Below are 15,795 nucleotides of genomic sequence, written 5' to 3'. Positions count from 1 at the left end.
ATGGAATGGCTCACACACTCTCAAACCGGTTTTCGTCAGGCTGCCCGTTACCTTCTGGCTATGCGGCTGGCCATTATTGCCACGCAACTGGTCGCGATCGCTGTTGCCGAAACCACCGTAACACTGGCCCACCGGGCCGAGGCCCTGATCCTCAGCCTGCTTTATGCCGTTCTGGCCACGCTGGCCTGGCTGTGGTTCAGCCGTAAGCCCCCCGAAGCGTTCGCATCGGTCAGCCTGACCCTGGCCACAGATCTGTTCCTGATCGGCTGGTGGCTGTATTTCACCGGCGGCTACACCAACCCCCTGGTGTCCTTGCTGCTGCTGCCCATTGCCGTCGCCATCATTCTGGTCCCCAGCCGCCAGAGCATTGTCCTTACCGTCACCGGCGTTGCGGTGTATACAGCGCTGGTGCTCTGGCACACCCCGGTTATGCATGATCACCACTCGGCAGACCTGGCCAGGCTGCATCTGGTGGGCATGTGGGTGACCTTTGCCCTGACCGCCGCCATTCTGCTACTGGTGGTTGGCACCCTATCCCGCAGGCTAAGGCTGCAACAGTCCCAGCTTTCGCAATTCCGGGAAAACCGTTTGCGGGATGAACAGATCATCGCCCTCGGTCTGTCTTCGGCCGCCGTTGCCCACCGACTGGGTACCCCGCTGAATACCATGACCCTGTTACTGGACGAAATCCGTTCCCACACCGAAGGCCAGGCCTCCGTGGCTCTGACGGAAGATCTCGACCTGATGGGTCAGCAGTTGAACCTGTGCAGCCAGCATTTGCAGCAACTAACCAAGGCGGCGATTGAAGCCCGCACAGCGCAACTGGAAATACTGACGGTCAAAGACTGGCTCGCCAGGCTGAGGGAGTCGGCCACGCTGTTATGGCCGTCAGGGCCGGTTCAATGGCCAGGCGCCCACCCCGACGTCTCGGTGGCCGTGGATGCCACTCTGGACCAGGCGGTGCTCAACCTGCTGGCAAATGCCCTGACAGCGAGCCCGTCCTGGGTCGCCGTCAGAAGTCAGTTGTCGGAATCCGGTCGGGTGGAGGTGGTTGTCGAGGACCAGGGTGACGGCCTGGAAACGGCTCTGCAGGGCACGCCGGGTGAGGACATTGTCGACTCCCACCATGGTCTTGGGGTCGGGTTGTTCCTTTCCAATGCTACGATCCAGAGGCTTGGCGGCAATCTCCGGGCCAAGGCCAGTGAAACAGGCACCACCATGGTCATCGATTTACCGGTTGCCCGGCCCCAAGGCGAGGAGATACAACCATGACGACTCAGGAACTCTGGCTGCTGGTCGACGATGACCAGGCGTTTCTCCAGGTGCTGGCCCGATCCCTGTCTCGCCAGGGCATCGAAACACTCTGCGCCAGCGATGCGGACACCGCTCTGGAGGCCATCCGTACCAGGCCGGTGAACCGGTGTGTTCTGGATCTCAACCTGGCCGGGGAAAGTGGCCTGCAACTGTTGCCGGAACTTCTGGAGCAGAAGCCAGACCTGGACGTACTGGTGCTGACCGGTTACGGCAGTATTGCCACGGCGGTGGAAGCCATGCGCCGCGGCGCCGCCAACTACCTGTGCAAGCCGGTTACCGTGAACCAGTTAATGAATGGCTTTGAACCGCTGGACGCACCACCGGACCTGAGGCCCGAACCGCCGTCTGTGGAAGAAATGGAATGGGAACACATCCAGCGCGTGCTGAACGAACACGATGGCAACATTTCCGCCACCGCCCGGGCCCTGAACATGCACCGGCGGACCCTGCAACGCAAATTGCAAAAACACTCCCGCTGGCGCTGATGAACGGCTACCGTCCGGTGCGCCCGAAGAATCTCCCCGGAAATTGACATCAATCAACCAGACACCGCTTTGGTCGAATGTCTTAACAGGCCAGATGCGCTAGCATCGTGCCCCGTTGTGAGATTGCAATAAATGGACAAACTGATCCCCACGGATTCTACGGACGTATTCCCGGCGCCTGATTGATAGGCTGGCCAAACCATCTCACAGGGAGGAGAGACACTTAAACCACCGATACCCGGAACACCCGACACATGTCGAATGCCCCAGATTCTAACCAGACATCTCCCGACCTTGATCCCAAGCGCCTCGCCCTGGTGGCCTCTGCCACCCGCAACATGGTGCTCATTCTGGATGCCGCCGGGCGCATCGAATGGGTGAATTCGGCGTTCGAGCGGTATACCGGTTATTCAGTGGCCAACATCCTTGGCAAGCAGCCTAGCGAGGTTCTTCACGGCCCAGATACCGACCCCGACACCGTCCGGCGCATTCATCAGCACCTGTTCCGAGGCGAGGTGTTCGAGGAAGATCTGCTCAACTACAAGGCAGACGGAACCCCCTACTGGGTGCATACCTACTGTATGCCGATCGGCGAAAACGAGGGCGTGGAGCCGGGTTTTGTGGTGGTGCAAACCAACATTTCCGACCGCAAGAACAGCGAGCGTGGCCTGCGCATTGCTGCCAGTGTGTTTGATCGCAGCCACGAGGCGATTGTCATCACCGATCACTTCAACCGGATTATCGATGTAAACCCTGCTTTCTCCCGCATCACCGGTTACAGCCGCCAGGAAGTACTGGGGCTGAACCCCTCCATACTCAGCTCCGGGCGCCATTCGCGGGAGTATTACCATTCGATGTGGACCTCAATTGAGAAAAACGATCACTGGCGTGGCGAAGTCTGGAATCGTCGGAAGAACGGTGAGGAATACGTAGAGCTGCTGTCGATCAGCCGCGTGCACCTGGAGGAACCGGGGCGTTACTACCACGTGGCCGCCTTCTCCGATATCACGGCCCTGAAGAATCATGCCAAGGAACTTGACCGCGCCGCCAACTACGACGACCTGACCGGACTGCCGAACCGGCAACTGCTGGAAGAGCGTCTTCGCTCGGCCCGTACCCACGCGGATCGTCAGAAGCGAGTGCTCTCCATCTGCTACCTGGACCTGGACGGCTTTAAAGCCATCAACGACCAGCTGGGCCATGACACTGGCAACCAGGCGCTGCGGGCAACCGCCGAGCGTCTGACCCGCAACCTCCGCAGTGGTGATACCATCGCCCGCATTGGAGGTGATGAATTCGTGCTTCTACTGCAGAGCGACAGCCCGGAGCCAGTGTATTCGCGAATACTCGCCAGTGTCAGCGAGCCCCTTCAGATTGGTGGCCACACCGTCAACCTTACCGCCAGCCTGGGTGTCACCCTGTATCCGGAGGACGACACCGATGCAGAAGGCCTGATTCGCCACGCTGACCAGGCCATGTATGCCGCCAAAGAGAAGGGCCGGAATCAGTTCCACATTTTCGACCCCGGCCTGGACGCTCATCGTCGGCAGCGCCGGGACCAACTGATGCAGATTTCCCAGGCGCTGGAGAACGAAGAGTTTGAACTCTATTTCCAGCCCCAGGTTCGGATGGTCGACTGCCAGGTGATCGCGTTTGAGGCGCTGATTCGCTGGAATCACCCGGACAAAGGCCTGATTGCCCCCGGGCAGTTCCTGCCGGCCGTCGCCAACAGCCATCTGGAAATCCCGGTTGGCCAGTGGGTACTCAAGGAAGCCATCCATCAGATGAATCTGTGGCATGAGGCGGACGAACCGCTCGCCGTCAGCATCAACATCAGCGCACCCCACCTGATGGACCGAAGTTTCGCCGATTACCTGGAAAGCTACTTGCACAGCCATCCGGATGTGCGCCCCGGGCAAATCACCCTGGAGGTTCTGGAATCCACTGCGCTGGAAGACACCAAGCGCGCTAGCAATGTGTTGGCTCGCTGCCAGTCCCTGGGCTTACAGGTGGCACTGGACGACTTCGGCACCGGTTTCTCGTCGCTGACGTACCTGCGTACCCTGCCGGTGGATGTGATCAAGATCGACCAGAGCTTCGTCCGCAACATGCTTACCGATGACAGTGACCGCGCGATTGTGGAGAGCGTAATTTTCCTTGCGCAACGCTTCAATCACCCGGTTCTTGCTGAAGGTGTCGAAACCATGGAGCATGCTCGGGCCCTGAGGGACATGGGGTGCAACCTGATTCAGGGTTATGGCATCGCCCGTCCGATGCCGGCAGACGCCGTGCTGCCATGGCTGGAAAAGTGGCGCGATCGGGTGAGTCGTAACCAGAGCCCGACCACGCATGAAGAGGCCTCCGCCCAGAGCGGGGGAATCTGACCGGCCACTATCGATAACGCCGCTGGTCGAGTGTGCTGAGTCGGTCCGGGTGGAACACCATCAGGCCGGTCACAAAAACACCGTTCACAAAACCTTCCGGAATCATGAACAGTGGCAGGTAGCGCAGGTATTCGTGCACCAGGGTCTCGAAGGTATAGACGCCGCTTGACCAGAGCATCAGACACATCAGAACACCGGCTGCGGCCACCGACAGCCCGGCACCAAAAAAGCCGCAAAAGAAGATGTAGGCAAAGAAGTTGCGGAAATCCCGGCGCCGCTCCCACAGCATGATGGCGTGGGTCACCAGAGCCGGCACCATCACCGTCACCAGGCCATTGGCGGCAAACATCAGCAGAGGCTCGCGGCCGGTAATAACGGTGATCACCAGCGCTAACAGACCGCTGATAACGGCCAGCGCCCAGCCAAGCATCAGAGTGATCACAGTCATACCAAAGATATGAATGGCCAGCCCGGGCGAAATACCCGCCCGCAGCTGCCAGAGAAACCCGAGCGCCACCGCTGCACCGAACAGCGTGTGCTGGGTTACGCTGTCTTTGCGCAGTGCCTGCCAATCCACTGAGCGCAAGGTTGCCAGCAACACCAGCACAAAGACCACCGCGGTCAGCAACCACTGGCTGGTCGAAAGCAGGTTTTCGGTCATTCCCATCAAAGTCACCGGTTAACAAAGCATCGGATGCGGGGGGCAGTGTTTACTGATACCCCCTGGCCGGTCAATGGGATCACTTGACCCCGGTCACTCCGGGGCGGTACGCCCGGTCAGGGACTGCCAGGCCTCATAGGTGCTCAGGAAGACGCTGCCGCCGAGATGCTGGATGAACTCGGTACCCTTCAGCCGATCCATCACCGGGCCTTTCACCTCCGACAGATGCAACCGCACCCCGGCATCGGTCAGCCGCTCATTGATGGCTTCCAGGCTCTCCAGGGCCGACGCATCCACCAGGTTCACCGCCGGGCAGACCAGCACCAGATCGGTCAGCTCCGGTTCCCGGGTGACCAGGTCCATCACTCGCTCCTCAAGGAAGCGGGCATTGGCAAAGTAGAGGCTTTCATCCACCCGCAGAAAGGTCACTTTCGGGCACAGTTCCACGTCGTGACGCAGAATGTTCCGGAAGTGTTCGGTGCCCGGCACCCGGCCCACCACGGCACTGTGGGGTCGGCTGGTGCGGTACAGAAACAGACCGATCGACAGGGCAACACCGGCAATGATTCCCGCCTCAACGCTGTGAACCAGAGTCAGCACAATGGTTGCCAGCATGGCGCCGAAATCCGTCCGTGAATAACGGAAGGTGCGGCCCAGCGCTGGCAGGTCGATCAGCGTGGCAACCGCCACGATGATCGTGGCCGCCAACGTGGCCTGGGGCAGCCAGGCGATGGCCGGGGTCAGGAACAACGTGGCCAGGGCGATGCCGACCGCCGTATAAGCACCGGCCGCCGGAGTTTCCGCGCCGGCATCAAAGTTCACCACCGAACGGGAAAAGCCTCCGGTCACCGGCATCCCACCGGAGAGCCCGGAGCCCAGGTTCGCAGTGCCCAGGCCGATCAACTCCTGATCCGGATCGATTCTCTGGCGCCGTTTCGCCGCCAGGGTCTGGCCCACCGACACCGATTCCACAAAACCCACCACACTGATCAGCAGGGCACTGACCGCCAACTGAGACCAGATGGCCATATCCAGCGAGGGCAGGGTGAATGAGGGCAATCCGGCCGGCACATCCCCCACCAGACGGACGCCTTTCTCGTCCAGATTCAGCCACCAGGCAACCAGCGTAGTGACCACCACCGCCAGGATTGGCGCAGTTTTGGTGAAGATATCCGCAGCCCTGTGGGCCAGTCCAAACCGGATCAGCAAAGGTTTCAGAAACTGGCGGGACCACAGCAAGAACGCCAGCGCACCGCCCCCTACCAGCAAGGTGGGCACATTGGTTTGTGGCAGGGAGGCCAGCAAAGAGCCGCCAATATCCAGCAGATTATGGCCGGACGCCTGAATACCGAACACATGTTTTAGCTGACTGGCCGCAATCACGATACCCGAGGCCGTAATAAAACCGGAGATGACCGGATGGCTGAGGAAATTCGCCAGGAAGCCAAGCCGCAGGATGCCCATCACCGTCAGCATCAGGCCGGACATCACCGCAATCAATACGGCACCGGCAATGTACTCCGGTGTTCCCATGTCCGCCAGCGGCGCCAGGGCCGCCGCCGTCATCAACGAGACCACCGCCACCGGGCCCACCGACAAGGTCCTGCTGGTGCCGAACACCGCATACACCACCAGCGGCAGAATACTGGCGTACAGCCCGACCTGCGCCGGCAACCCCGCCAGCAAAGCGTAAGCCAGCGACTGTGGAATCAGCATGACGGTCACAATCACCGCCGCGACCAGATCACTGGTCGCCTGATCACGGCTGTACTTTGGCGCCCATTGCAGAACAGGCAGGTAATGTTTGAGGTTCATGCCGGGCTCAGAACCGGTTAACCGGAACTTTCAGGTACACCTGGCCGTTATCCTCAGCCGGCGGCATGTGACCGGCGCGCATGTTCACCTGCACCGAAGGCAGGATCAGCCGGGGCATGTCCAGAGTGGCATCACGCTCAGTGCGCATTCTGACAAATTCGTCCTCTGAAATTCCCTCATGCACATGCACGTTGGCCTCGCGCTGTTCCGCGACCGTGGTCATGTGATGGTACTCATCGCGACCAGGCGCCTTGTAATCGTGGCACAGGAAAATCCGGGTCTCGGCCGGCAACGACAGTACTTTCTGGATTGACCGGTACAGGGTACGGGCATCACCACCGGGGAAGTCGCAGCGCGCGGTGCCGTAATCCGGCATAAACAGGGTATCGCCAACGAAAGCGGCGTCGCCAATTACATAGGTCAAGCAAGCGGGCGTGTGGCCCGGAGTGTGCAAAACCCGACCTTCAAGGTTGCCGATGGCGAAGGTATCTCCCTCTTCGAACAGCTGGTCAAACTGGCTGCCGTCACGAGCGAACTCCGTGCCGGCATTGAACGCTTTGCCAAAGATTTCCTGAACATCGACGATTTTCGCGCCAATACCTGTCTTGCCACCCAGTTTCTCGTGCAAGTACGGGGCAGCCGAAAGATGATCGGCGTGCACGTGGGTTTCCAGAATCCACTCTACGGTCAGGTTGTTGGCGCGAACGTACTGAATAATGTCGTCAGCCGAACGCACGTCGGTACGGCCTGCGGCGTAGTCGAAATCCAGCACGGAATCGAGGATGGCGCAAGCCTGGCTGTCAGGGTCACGCACCACGTAACTGAACGTGTTGGTGGGCTCGTCGAAAAAATGCTGAACGATGGGCTGTGTCATGGTATTCACCTCTGAGATCTGCTGATCACTAATCTTATGATCTAAGAATATACCAAATGGATATATGAGGTGAAATGCTGTTTCCTTATATGCGTGATAATCCCGATGCATCGACCAGGCAGTCCCGACCACCCTGCTTGGCCTGGTACAACCGCTGGTCCGCAAGCCCAATCAATGCGTGGGGGCTGACCGGTTCCTCGGTAAGCTCCGCCACACAGACAGAACCAGCACTTACCGTGATCCCGAAAGTCTCACCACCAATCACAAACTTTTCCGCCCTGACGGCGTGCATGATTCGCTCCACCAATGGCTGAACATTCGCATCCGCCAATTCGGTGAAAACTACGAGAAATTCCTCGCCACCGTATCGGGAAACCACATCGGTATTCCGCGTGTTCGCGAGAAGCAGTTCGGCAAATCGCACCAACACCTGGTCCCCGGCCAGGTGGCCCAGGTTATCGTTAATCCGTTTAAAATGATCGATGTCAAACATCGCCAGGCAAAAACGTTCACCATGACGACTGCAGGTAGCCAGCACCTCATCCAGCCTGGGCATTAAGTAGCGACGGTTGTGAAGGCCGGTGAGAGGGTCACGAATCGACTGGTTCAGCAAGTCTTCCTCCAGACGATTGCGCTCAAGGGCACCGGACAAAAGCCCGGAGACAATGATCAGAAGGTCTGCCATGTCCTGCCGCCAAGGTCGCTGCGATAACGAATCAACGCCAAAAAAGCCCATTACCTGGCCACGTATCCAGATTGGCACGCAGAACATGGAAATCACGCCCTGCAACTCCAACAGGGCACGCTCGTTGTTGGCCTCGGGCGGCAACTGATTGACGTCTTCAATAAAAACCACCTGATTCTGGCTTTTCATCGCGTTGATTTGCGCTTGCCACCACTGGAATTCCTGAATGGCCACGCTTTGCTGATCCGCCATCAGGGAAGCCACCCCCGGCGCACACCATTCGTGGGTATTGGTCATCGTCAGGTGATCTTGCGAAAACCCATAGACATAGGCTCGATCAATGCCAAAAAAACCGCCAATGGAGCGGAGCAACTCGTCGATACACTCGTCGATCGAACCAAATCCAAGCTGGATAAATTCTCCGGACAACCGGGCAATCAGCTTCTGAAAACCCGCCTGAAACTGGAACTCCGCTTCGCTGTCCCGCAGGGTCTGCTCCAGTTCTTTGTAGTGCTGGATGTTGTGGAACTGACCATACCAGATGGTACTGCCATCGGGTTGGCGCTCCGGCACCGAATGGGCCTCAAACCACTGATACTGGCCATCCAGCAACTTCAGACGCGCCCGGTAACACCAGGGCTCCAGAGTCTGCGCCGAGTGCACAATACTGTTGGCCACCCCGGTCGCGTCCTCCGGGTGAATTACCGAGAATACTGCTCTGGCGTCTTCGTTAAGCAGGGCGGGTTCAATGCCGAACAGGTCCTGTACCTGATCACTGACATAGGGGTAACGGTGGGACTGACCATCCGGGCTGAGCCAATAGGTAAACAGGATTCCCGGAACTCCTGATGCCAATTTCCGGAAGAAATGAGCCGGCATTCGGTCTGGCTGGCCTGCCCCATAATTGCTCGCCATGAATGACCTGTCTCCCTAGCATTTGCACTCTTACGTAATGACGAGTGTAGCCCAGCCAGACAGGCGCGGCGACCAGCAATCACAGATTATTCAGGCGAGCCTGCGCCTCTGCCCGGCGCCCCTGGTCAGCCACCGCGCGGCCTGGCCTGTCGGGTGCCGCCAACACTTTTTCAAGATAAATACGGGCACGTTGGGGCTCGCCCTGATCCAGCAGAAAATCCCCGAAGAAGTAATTGGCATCAATACCGTCGGGATTGATGGCCAGCGACTTTTGCAGGTACTTCCGCGCCTTGCCATCATCCCCGAACCCCAGCGGCCAGCCCGGCACCTGATAGTACAGACTGCCGAGCGACGTGTAAGCGGAGCCATCCAACGCCTCCGGGTCGATGTCGAGGGCCGCTTCCAGTGAGGCCCGGGCTTGCTTTACCAGCCCGAGGGCGCCGAGGCCGCCTTTGGCACCGGCGTAGGTGCTGAGCACAATACCCTGCCAGATCAGCGGTTCGGCACGGCCCGGGTAGCGGCCAACAAAGGCTTCGGCCTCAGCGGCCAGCTTCTCGAATGCTTTCTCTTTGTCCCTGTCCTGAACCTGATATTGAATTTCAGCCCAGCGCTGCTGGATTTGCGCCAGCTCAATTTCAACATCCTGCGCCCACAGTGGCATAGCCGCCACAGAGACCAGCACCAGAATCATCCACTTCATCACACCACTCCTGAATCCAGAAAGCGCCGGATTACCGGCAGTTGTTTCAACATGGCTTTATCCACAATCTTCGGCAGGATGCCGTTGAGTACCACAAACAGTTTTTCCGGCCAGCCTAGAAAACGCCGGCGCTCATCTTTTTCCATGGCTTGAAGAATCTGGGCTGCGACGGCTTCCGGTGCGTCCATGGCATTGCCCAGGGCACGGTTCAGCTCGTTCACCGGCGCCGGGTTCATGGCTGTGGCGGTGGCTCTGGGCGCCACATACACCACCTGTACCGGGGTATCCGCCAGCTCCCGGCGCAGGGCTTCGCTGAAGCCGCGCAGGCCGAACTTGCTGGCGCAATAGGCGGTGTAGCCGGGAAATCCGATACTGCCAAAGGTGGAGCCGACAAACACCAGCGCGCCCATCCCTGCTTTGCGGAAACGAGGCGCAAAATGCCGGGCCACCAGCATGGCGGAACGCAGGTTGACCATAAGCTGGGCATCCAGGTCACTGACCGCCATGGTATCCAGCGCCGCAAACCGGTTCTGGCCGGCGCAATGAATCACCCCATCAATATCGGGATACACCTTGCTCAACTGTTGCAGCTGTTGATCCAGCTTCGGGCTGGCCAGCTCCAGGTGCACCGGAGAAACGCCCGCACGCTTTTCCAGCCGCTCCGGATGCCGGGTAGCGACGATCACCCGGGCACCGCATTCCACCAGCGGCCCGATCAGGGCCTGGCCAATGCCGCCGGTGCCGCCCAGCAGCAAAAAGGTACGGTCATGCAGCCTCATGGCGCTGCTCCTTGCCACGTGCCGGCAGCGGAATGCTGTGCAGCATATCGCCGTACAGGCGGTACACCATGCGTGCAGCCTCAATAATGGCCTGTTGGTCGTCCGGGTCGGTGATGTCGTTCATCAGGTTGCGGAAGAACTCGAAGTGTTCCTGGTCCAGGGCGCCGTGGGAGTATAGGTAGCTAAACGCCTGGTCCGGCAGGCCCAGCTGCTTCTGGACGGCTTCACCCAGCGGCGTGGCCAGCTCAATGGAAGTGCCTTCCAGTACCTGAACCATGCCAAAAAACGCCGCCGGGTTACCCCGCTGGATGCGGTCATACAGGTAGGCCACCATCAACTCGATGGAGGTATCGGGCTGGCCATCGCGAATGGTTTCCTTGTCTTCACCGCAGGCTTCAAGATCGTTGAGGATCCACTCATGGTGGCCGTATTCTTCCTCGATGTATTCCACCAGCGCCTTACGCACGAACTCCAGCCGCTCGGGCAGCCGGCCACCGCAGGCCATCATCAGCGGTACCGTGTGTTTGACGTGGTGGTAGGCCTGTGTCAGGAACCAGGTGTATCCGTCAAGATCAAAGCGACCCTCACGGATAGCCTGAATCACCGGGGCTCCAGTGACATGGGCCCGGGCCTGTTCGGTTTCGGATTGCAGTCGGTCAAAAAATGCCATGTTGGAGTCTCCTGGCGTTGAAAACTGGGTAGTTACGGGTTGTGAAGAGGCGCTTGATGGCGCCGAGAGGTTCATGAACAGGGGGAAGCCTTCCGCCAAAAGCATGGGCAGGTCGGCCTGAATCTGGTGCCGCACCGGGCGGCCGTTGGCGGTGATATGCCCTTCGGCCTGAGTGAGCGGTTGCCGGCGCAGGTATACCGCCTGCAGGCGGGCATAGTCGGGCAATCCGGCATTGAGCTGCGCCAGGGCCTGACGCACAGCCTCGGGGCTACGACCATCCCGGATGACCAACAGGGCCAGGGGCTGGGGCTCTCCGTCACCGAACACCACGGCCTGGGTAGCGCCCACGGCCTGTATCAGCTCGCTTTCCAGCCATTCCGGGCTGATGTTACGGCCGAAACTGGTAATGATCAGGTTCTTGGCCCGGCCGTTAACGCCCAGGAATCCGCCCGGGCCTGTGGCTCCAAGATCGCCGGTGTCCAACCAGCCATCATGCTCCGGCTCATCTCCCAGGTAACCCAGGTGGGTATTGCCCTGCACCAGAATCCGCTGGTCGCTATCCACACGAACCTGCACGTGATTCAGCGGCAGGCCTACGGTGCCCTCGCACTCGCAACCCGGCGCATTCAGCGCCACCACCGAGCCACACTCAGACAAGCCATAGCCTTCGTACAGCGGCAAACCAGCCGCCCGGCCCCGAGCCAGCAAATCCGTCGATACCCGGCCGCCACCAACAGCCAGGAAGCGGAAACCGCCAGCCAACAATTGGCCCTGCTCAGCGGCATTGACCAGCGCCATCGCAAGCTCTGGCACCAGAATCACTGAATGCGGCTGAAACCGGTTAAGGGCGAGGGCAAGCTGGCCCACGTCCAACCCGCTGCTGCCGGTCATGCCCAGGGTTTTCAGCGGCATAACCGTCACTGTGGCGCCTATCAGCAAGGGCAGGTAAACCCCGGCAATGTTTTCCAGCAGGGTGGCCAGCGGCAGGATGCACAGGTGCTTCTGCAGATCCACACCCTCGAGCCGTTGCTGCAGGGCACACGCGGTAGCGACCATTTGCCCGGCAGACAGGCATACGCCCTTCGGCGTGCCGGTGCTGCCGGAGGTGAAGGTGATCTTTGCGGTTTGCTCCGGCATCCAGGCGGCTCCCGGAAAAACCGACAAACGGCGCAGCCAGACTCCCTGTCCAATGGTCTCCGCGTGTTCTGCCTCAGCGCTGAATAGCAGGGCATCCAGCCCGGCCCGCTGGATCAGGTGCTCAGTCTGGCTGCTGGAAAAAAACACCGGCACCGGCACACACACCACCCCTGCCATCAGGCAGGCGAGATCGGCCACCACCCAGGCCGGCGTGTTGTCGCCACACAGCCCGATGCGTTTGACGCCCAGATTCCGCAGCTGTTCAGACACAGCCTGAGCCGCGAGCCACATCTGCTGGTAGGTTAATTCGTCATCCGGCCCGCGCAGGGCGATGTGATCCGGATACTGCTGTACGCGCCGGTACAACAGCTCAGGCAAGGCGACCATAGGCACCTCCCAAATCCGTCTGATGCTCGACCTCAGCCGCTGCAACCGGCTGCACCAGTTTCAAAAGTCCGGCTTCACGAAGCGCCGACATGCCATCGGCCACGCGAATGGTCATCACTACCGGGTGGTGGTCGTAGTAGCGGCCCCAGCCCGCACCGCCATCCGGCAGCCTTGAAGGGTCGGCATCTGCCAGCACCTGGGTAGCAATACCCAGGCGATGAAAGCTGTTGCGCAGCTGGTCGGTGCCGGTGCACACCACCCAGTCATAGCCCGCCGCATCCAGCCACACCGAAAGAGAAGCAAACAGATAACGGCTGACGCCGGCTTCCACCCCGGCCAGGTGGGCAATTTCGGCAATGCGGCGGCGTTCGGTGCCGAGTTCGGGCATCAGCGTTTGTACTGGCACCGACAGGTAATCCTCCAGGAACAGTGTGTCGTCGCCGGCATTACGTACACCCACCGCCGCCATCAGGCTGCCCTGAGCCGTGGTCAGCGCAAGCAGGGAGGGAATTCGCAAATTCGGCTCGGCTCCGTAGGCCTGCAGAAAACGGCGACGGATAAACGCCGCCACCGTTGCTGCCATGGCACTGTGCGGTGTGATTTCGCTGAACCAGCGGCCGGCACAACGCAGCACGGGCAAAACTTCCGGGGAGTCTGGCGGGCAGCAGGTGGACATCGTCAGCGGGTCAGTCATCGGGGTTCTCCAACAGCCGGGCAAGGCCCATGGGTTACAACTGTCAGAGTATTGTCAGAGCCTTAAACCTCCCTTAAGACGACACGCAAGAATTCTTAAGCTCGGCTTAAGGTTTCTGTGGCAAACTCGTTTTCAGATATCAGAACGGGGCTCGTGAATGCGCATACTGTTGGTGGAAGATGACCACTCCCTTGCCCGCACCATGCTCAATATGCTGCGGGAAGACCAGAACACGGTGGACTGGCTGGATGATGGCCAGCAGGCCCTGAATGCCCTGCTGCAGGAACACTTTGACTTGGCCATTCTGGACCTGACCCTGCCGCGGATGGACGGCCTGGACATTGTCCGGAACATCCGCCAGCAGGGTAACCAAACCCCGGTCATCATCCTCACTGCACGGGCAGATCTGAACGAAAAGCTCCAGGGACTCGACGCCGGGGCCGATGACTACCTGACCAAACCCTTCGCCATGGCCGAACTGAAAGCCCGGATTCGAGCGGTGACCCGCCGTGGTGCCGCAACCAGCCCCTCCACGGGGCTGACGGTAGGGCGCCTGACCCTGAATCCGGAGAACGGCCATTTGATCGTTGACGGCGAATCCATCACCTTGCCCCGCAGCGAGTTCCAGATTCTGCATTACCTGATGCGCAACCCGGACCAGGTGGCTACCCGGCGCCGGCTGGAGGAACAGCTTTACGGCTGGGAGGCGGGGGCGGAGAGCAATGCCCTGGAGGTGCATATCCATCATCTGCGCCGACGGATTGGCAAGGCAGCCATCCGAACCGTACGGGGTGTAGGCTACCTACTCGACAGCCAGGCCGCCGCGGAGCCCGCATGTCTCTGACCCGTACCTTGACTCTGCTGGTTACATCCGCCGTGCTGCTGATCGCCCTGATCGCCGCCGGCTGGAGCTATGTTGAGAGTAACCACGAGTTGGAAGAACTGTTCGACGCGGAGCTGGCCCAAAGCACCCGGATCGTGCAGGGGCTGATCCGGCACCTGGCCGACAGCCAATCACTGGAACAGCTTTCTGACACCCTTGAAGAAACCCTGCAGCTTCCCGGGCTTGGCCTGACCGAAGCAGAGCTTGAGTCAGACCGGGATGAGATCCTGCCGGATGGAGCCGGCCACAAGTACGAGAAAAAACTGGCTTTTGAGGTTTGGACTCCCGGAGGCTCCCCGTTGCTGGACACCTTGAATGCCGACGATTCTTTAGGCCTTACACCCGGCTATACCTGGGCCGAATCTACCGGTTATCGGTGGCGCACCTTTACCCTGCAGGACCCGGACACCGGATTCTGGATACGCGCCGCGCAACGTGAGGATATCCGCGAAGAACTGAGCCAGGAGTTGGCGCTGGGCAATATCCTGCCTCTATTGCTGGCCCTGCCATTGCTGGCATTAGCGGTAATAGCCGCCATACAGATCAGTTTCCGCCCCCTGCGCCGGCTGGAAAAGCCCGTTCGCAACATGGCCCCGGAACGCATCCACCCCCTGGACGACCGGCAGGCTCCCAAGGAAGTTGCCGGGCTGGTTCAGGCCGTCAACGGTTTGCTGAAACGGCTAAACCAGGCACTGGAGCGTGAGCGCCGGTTCTCCGCCGACGCCGCCCACGAGCTACGCACACCGCTGACCGTGCTTCGGCTGAACCTGGAAAAAGCCTGCGAGCAAAACCCCGAACAATTCAGCGAACTGATCGGTGCCGTGGACAGGATGGTTCACCTGGTAGAACAGATGTTGCTACTGAGCCGGGTAGACGCGGGCACCGACTCAATGCCGGACATTCACAACCTGCCAGAATTGCTGGAACAGAGCATCGCGGATATTGCCCCGCTGGCCCTGAAAAAGCACATCGAGCCGGAACTGGATGATAAAACCAGCGGCAATGGCCTGGTTCGATGCCACAGCACGTTGATCAACACCCTGATGCGTACCGTGCTGGCTAATGCCATCCAGTACAGCCCAGCACATACCGTGATTTCCATCCAGCTGGTGCCGGCGGGCGAAGGTTATGCCATTTCGGTATGCGACCAGGGACCAGGCATACCCTCAAAGGAGCGGGAGCGCGCTCTGAGCAGGTTTGTAAGACTGGATCAACGCGCAGGTGGCGGAGCGGGCTTGGGCCTGGCGATTGCCCGACGTATTGCTGAACTCCATGGCGGCCAGTTGACGCTGTTAGATAGAGCAGATGGACACCCCGGACTCTGTGTACACGTTTGGCTGCCTGCCTCAAGCGACCTCATTCACACGCCGTCCTGACTCTGTCACTTTCTCCCGACCAGCAAACGTCCGTAC

Annotated in this window: 13 protein-coding genes; 5 read left to right on the top strand and 8 right to left on the bottom strand. The window is 60.0% G+C overall.

What is annotated here, in order from left to right:
• From C7H10_RS07005 to C7H10_RS06995, 3 genes are all read left to right on the top strand, one after another.
• The gene (locus C7H10_RS07005) at window positions 1-1,272 is read left to right on the top strand and encodes a sensor histidine kinase (RefSeq protein ID WP_106694294.1); all 1,272 of its coding nucleotides are present in this window, start codon (window positions 1-3) and stop codon (window positions 1,270-1,272) included.
• A complete protein-coding gene (locus C7H10_RS07000) occupies window positions 1,269-1,799 on the top strand; it encodes a response regulator transcription factor (protein ID WP_106694293.1) in 531 nt (176 codons plus the stop codon). Before C7H10_RS07005 ends, C7H10_RS07000 begins: the two co-directional genes overlap by 4 nt.
• Window positions 1,800-2,053: 254 nt before the next feature.
• Window positions 2,054-4,183, top strand: coding sequence for a putative bifunctional diguanylate cyclase/phosphodiesterase (locus C7H10_RS06995; RefSeq protein WP_106694292.1), 2,130 nt, complete (start codon window positions 2,054-2,056; stop codon window positions 4,181-4,183).
• Window positions 4,184-4,190: 7 nt separating this feature from the next.
• On the opposite strand, the gene C7H10_RS06990 is transcribed toward C7H10_RS06995, so the two are convergent.
• The 8 genes from C7H10_RS06990 to C7H10_RS06955 all read right to left on the bottom strand — a co-directional run bounded on the left by C7H10_RS06990 (window position 4,191) and on the right by C7H10_RS06955 (window position 13,500).
• Window positions 4,191-4,850, bottom strand: a complete 660-nt coding sequence (locus tag C7H10_RS06990) for an energy-coupling factor ABC transporter permease (protein WP_106694291.1) — start codon at window positions 4,848-4,850, stop codon at window positions 4,191-4,193.
• 87 nt (window positions 4,851-4,937) lie between these two features.
• Window positions 4,938-6,659 (bottom strand): SulP family inorganic anion transporter, encoded by a 1,722-nt coding sequence (locus C7H10_RS06985; protein ID WP_106694290.1) that lies wholly within the window; start codon window positions 6,657-6,659, stop codon window positions 4,938-4,940.
• A 7-nt stretch (window positions 6,660-6,666) separates the two neighbouring features.
• The gene (locus C7H10_RS06980) at window positions 6,667-7,533 is read right to left on the bottom strand and encodes an MBL fold metallo-hydrolase (RefSeq protein ID WP_061331211.1); all 867 of its coding nucleotides are present in this window, start codon (window positions 7,531-7,533) and stop codon (window positions 6,667-6,669) included.
• Window positions 7,534-7,618: 85 nt separating this feature from the next.
• Window positions 7,619-9,133, bottom strand: coding sequence for a sensor domain-containing diguanylate cyclase (locus tag C7H10_RS06975; RefSeq protein ID WP_106694289.1), 1,515 nt, complete (start codon window positions 9,131-9,133; stop codon window positions 7,619-7,621).
• 79 nt (window positions 9,134-9,212) lie between these two features.
• Window positions 9,213-9,833, bottom strand: coding sequence for a tetratricopeptide repeat protein (locus tag C7H10_RS06970; protein WP_061331213.1), 621 nt, complete (start codon window positions 9,831-9,833; stop codon window positions 9,213-9,215).
• Window positions 9,833-10,612 carry an SDR family oxidoreductase gene (locus tag C7H10_RS06965; RefSeq protein WP_061331214.1) on the bottom strand — a complete coding sequence of 260 codons (780 nt, stop codon included), beginning with the start codon at window positions 10,610-10,612 and terminating at the stop codon, window positions 9,833-9,835. Before C7H10_RS06965 ends, C7H10_RS06970 begins: the two co-directional genes overlap by 1 nt.
• Window positions 10,599-12,806 carry an AMP-binding protein gene (locus tag C7H10_RS06960; protein ID WP_061331215.1) on the bottom strand — a complete coding sequence of 736 codons (2,208 nt, stop codon included), beginning with the start codon at window positions 12,804-12,806 and terminating at the stop codon, window positions 10,599-10,601. Before C7H10_RS06960 ends, C7H10_RS06965 begins: the two co-directional genes overlap by 14 nt.
• Complete coding sequence (locus tag C7H10_RS06955) at window positions 12,790-13,500, bottom strand: thermostable hemolysin (protein ID WP_197463806.1); 711 nt, start codon at window positions 13,498-13,500, stop codon at window positions 12,790-12,792. Before C7H10_RS06955 ends, C7H10_RS06960 begins: the two co-directional genes overlap by 17 nt.
• Window positions 13,501-13,657: 157 nt before the next feature.
• On the opposite strand from C7H10_RS06955, the gene C7H10_RS06950 reads away from it, so the two are divergent.
• Complete coding sequence (locus C7H10_RS06950; RefSeq protein ID WP_061331216.1) at window positions 13,658-14,344, top strand: response regulator transcription factor; 687 nt, start codon at window positions 13,658-13,660, stop codon at window positions 14,342-14,344.
• Window positions 14,335-15,759, top strand: coding sequence for an ATP-binding protein (locus C7H10_RS06945; protein WP_061331217.1), 1,425 nt, complete (start codon window positions 14,335-14,337; stop codon window positions 15,757-15,759). The genes C7H10_RS06950 and C7H10_RS06945 overlap by 10 nt, the downstream gene beginning before the upstream one ends.
• Window positions 15,760-15,795: the final 36 nt, after the last annotated feature.

Origin of the sequence: Marinobacter shengliensis (assembly GCF_003007715.1) — a bacterium.
Taxonomy (GTDB): Bacteria; Pseudomonadota; Gammaproteobacteria; order Pseudomonadales; family Oleiphilaceae; genus Marinobacter; species Marinobacter shengliensis.
Note: the sequence above shows the minus strand (reverse complement) of the source record. Positions and strands in the feature narration are given on the sequence as shown.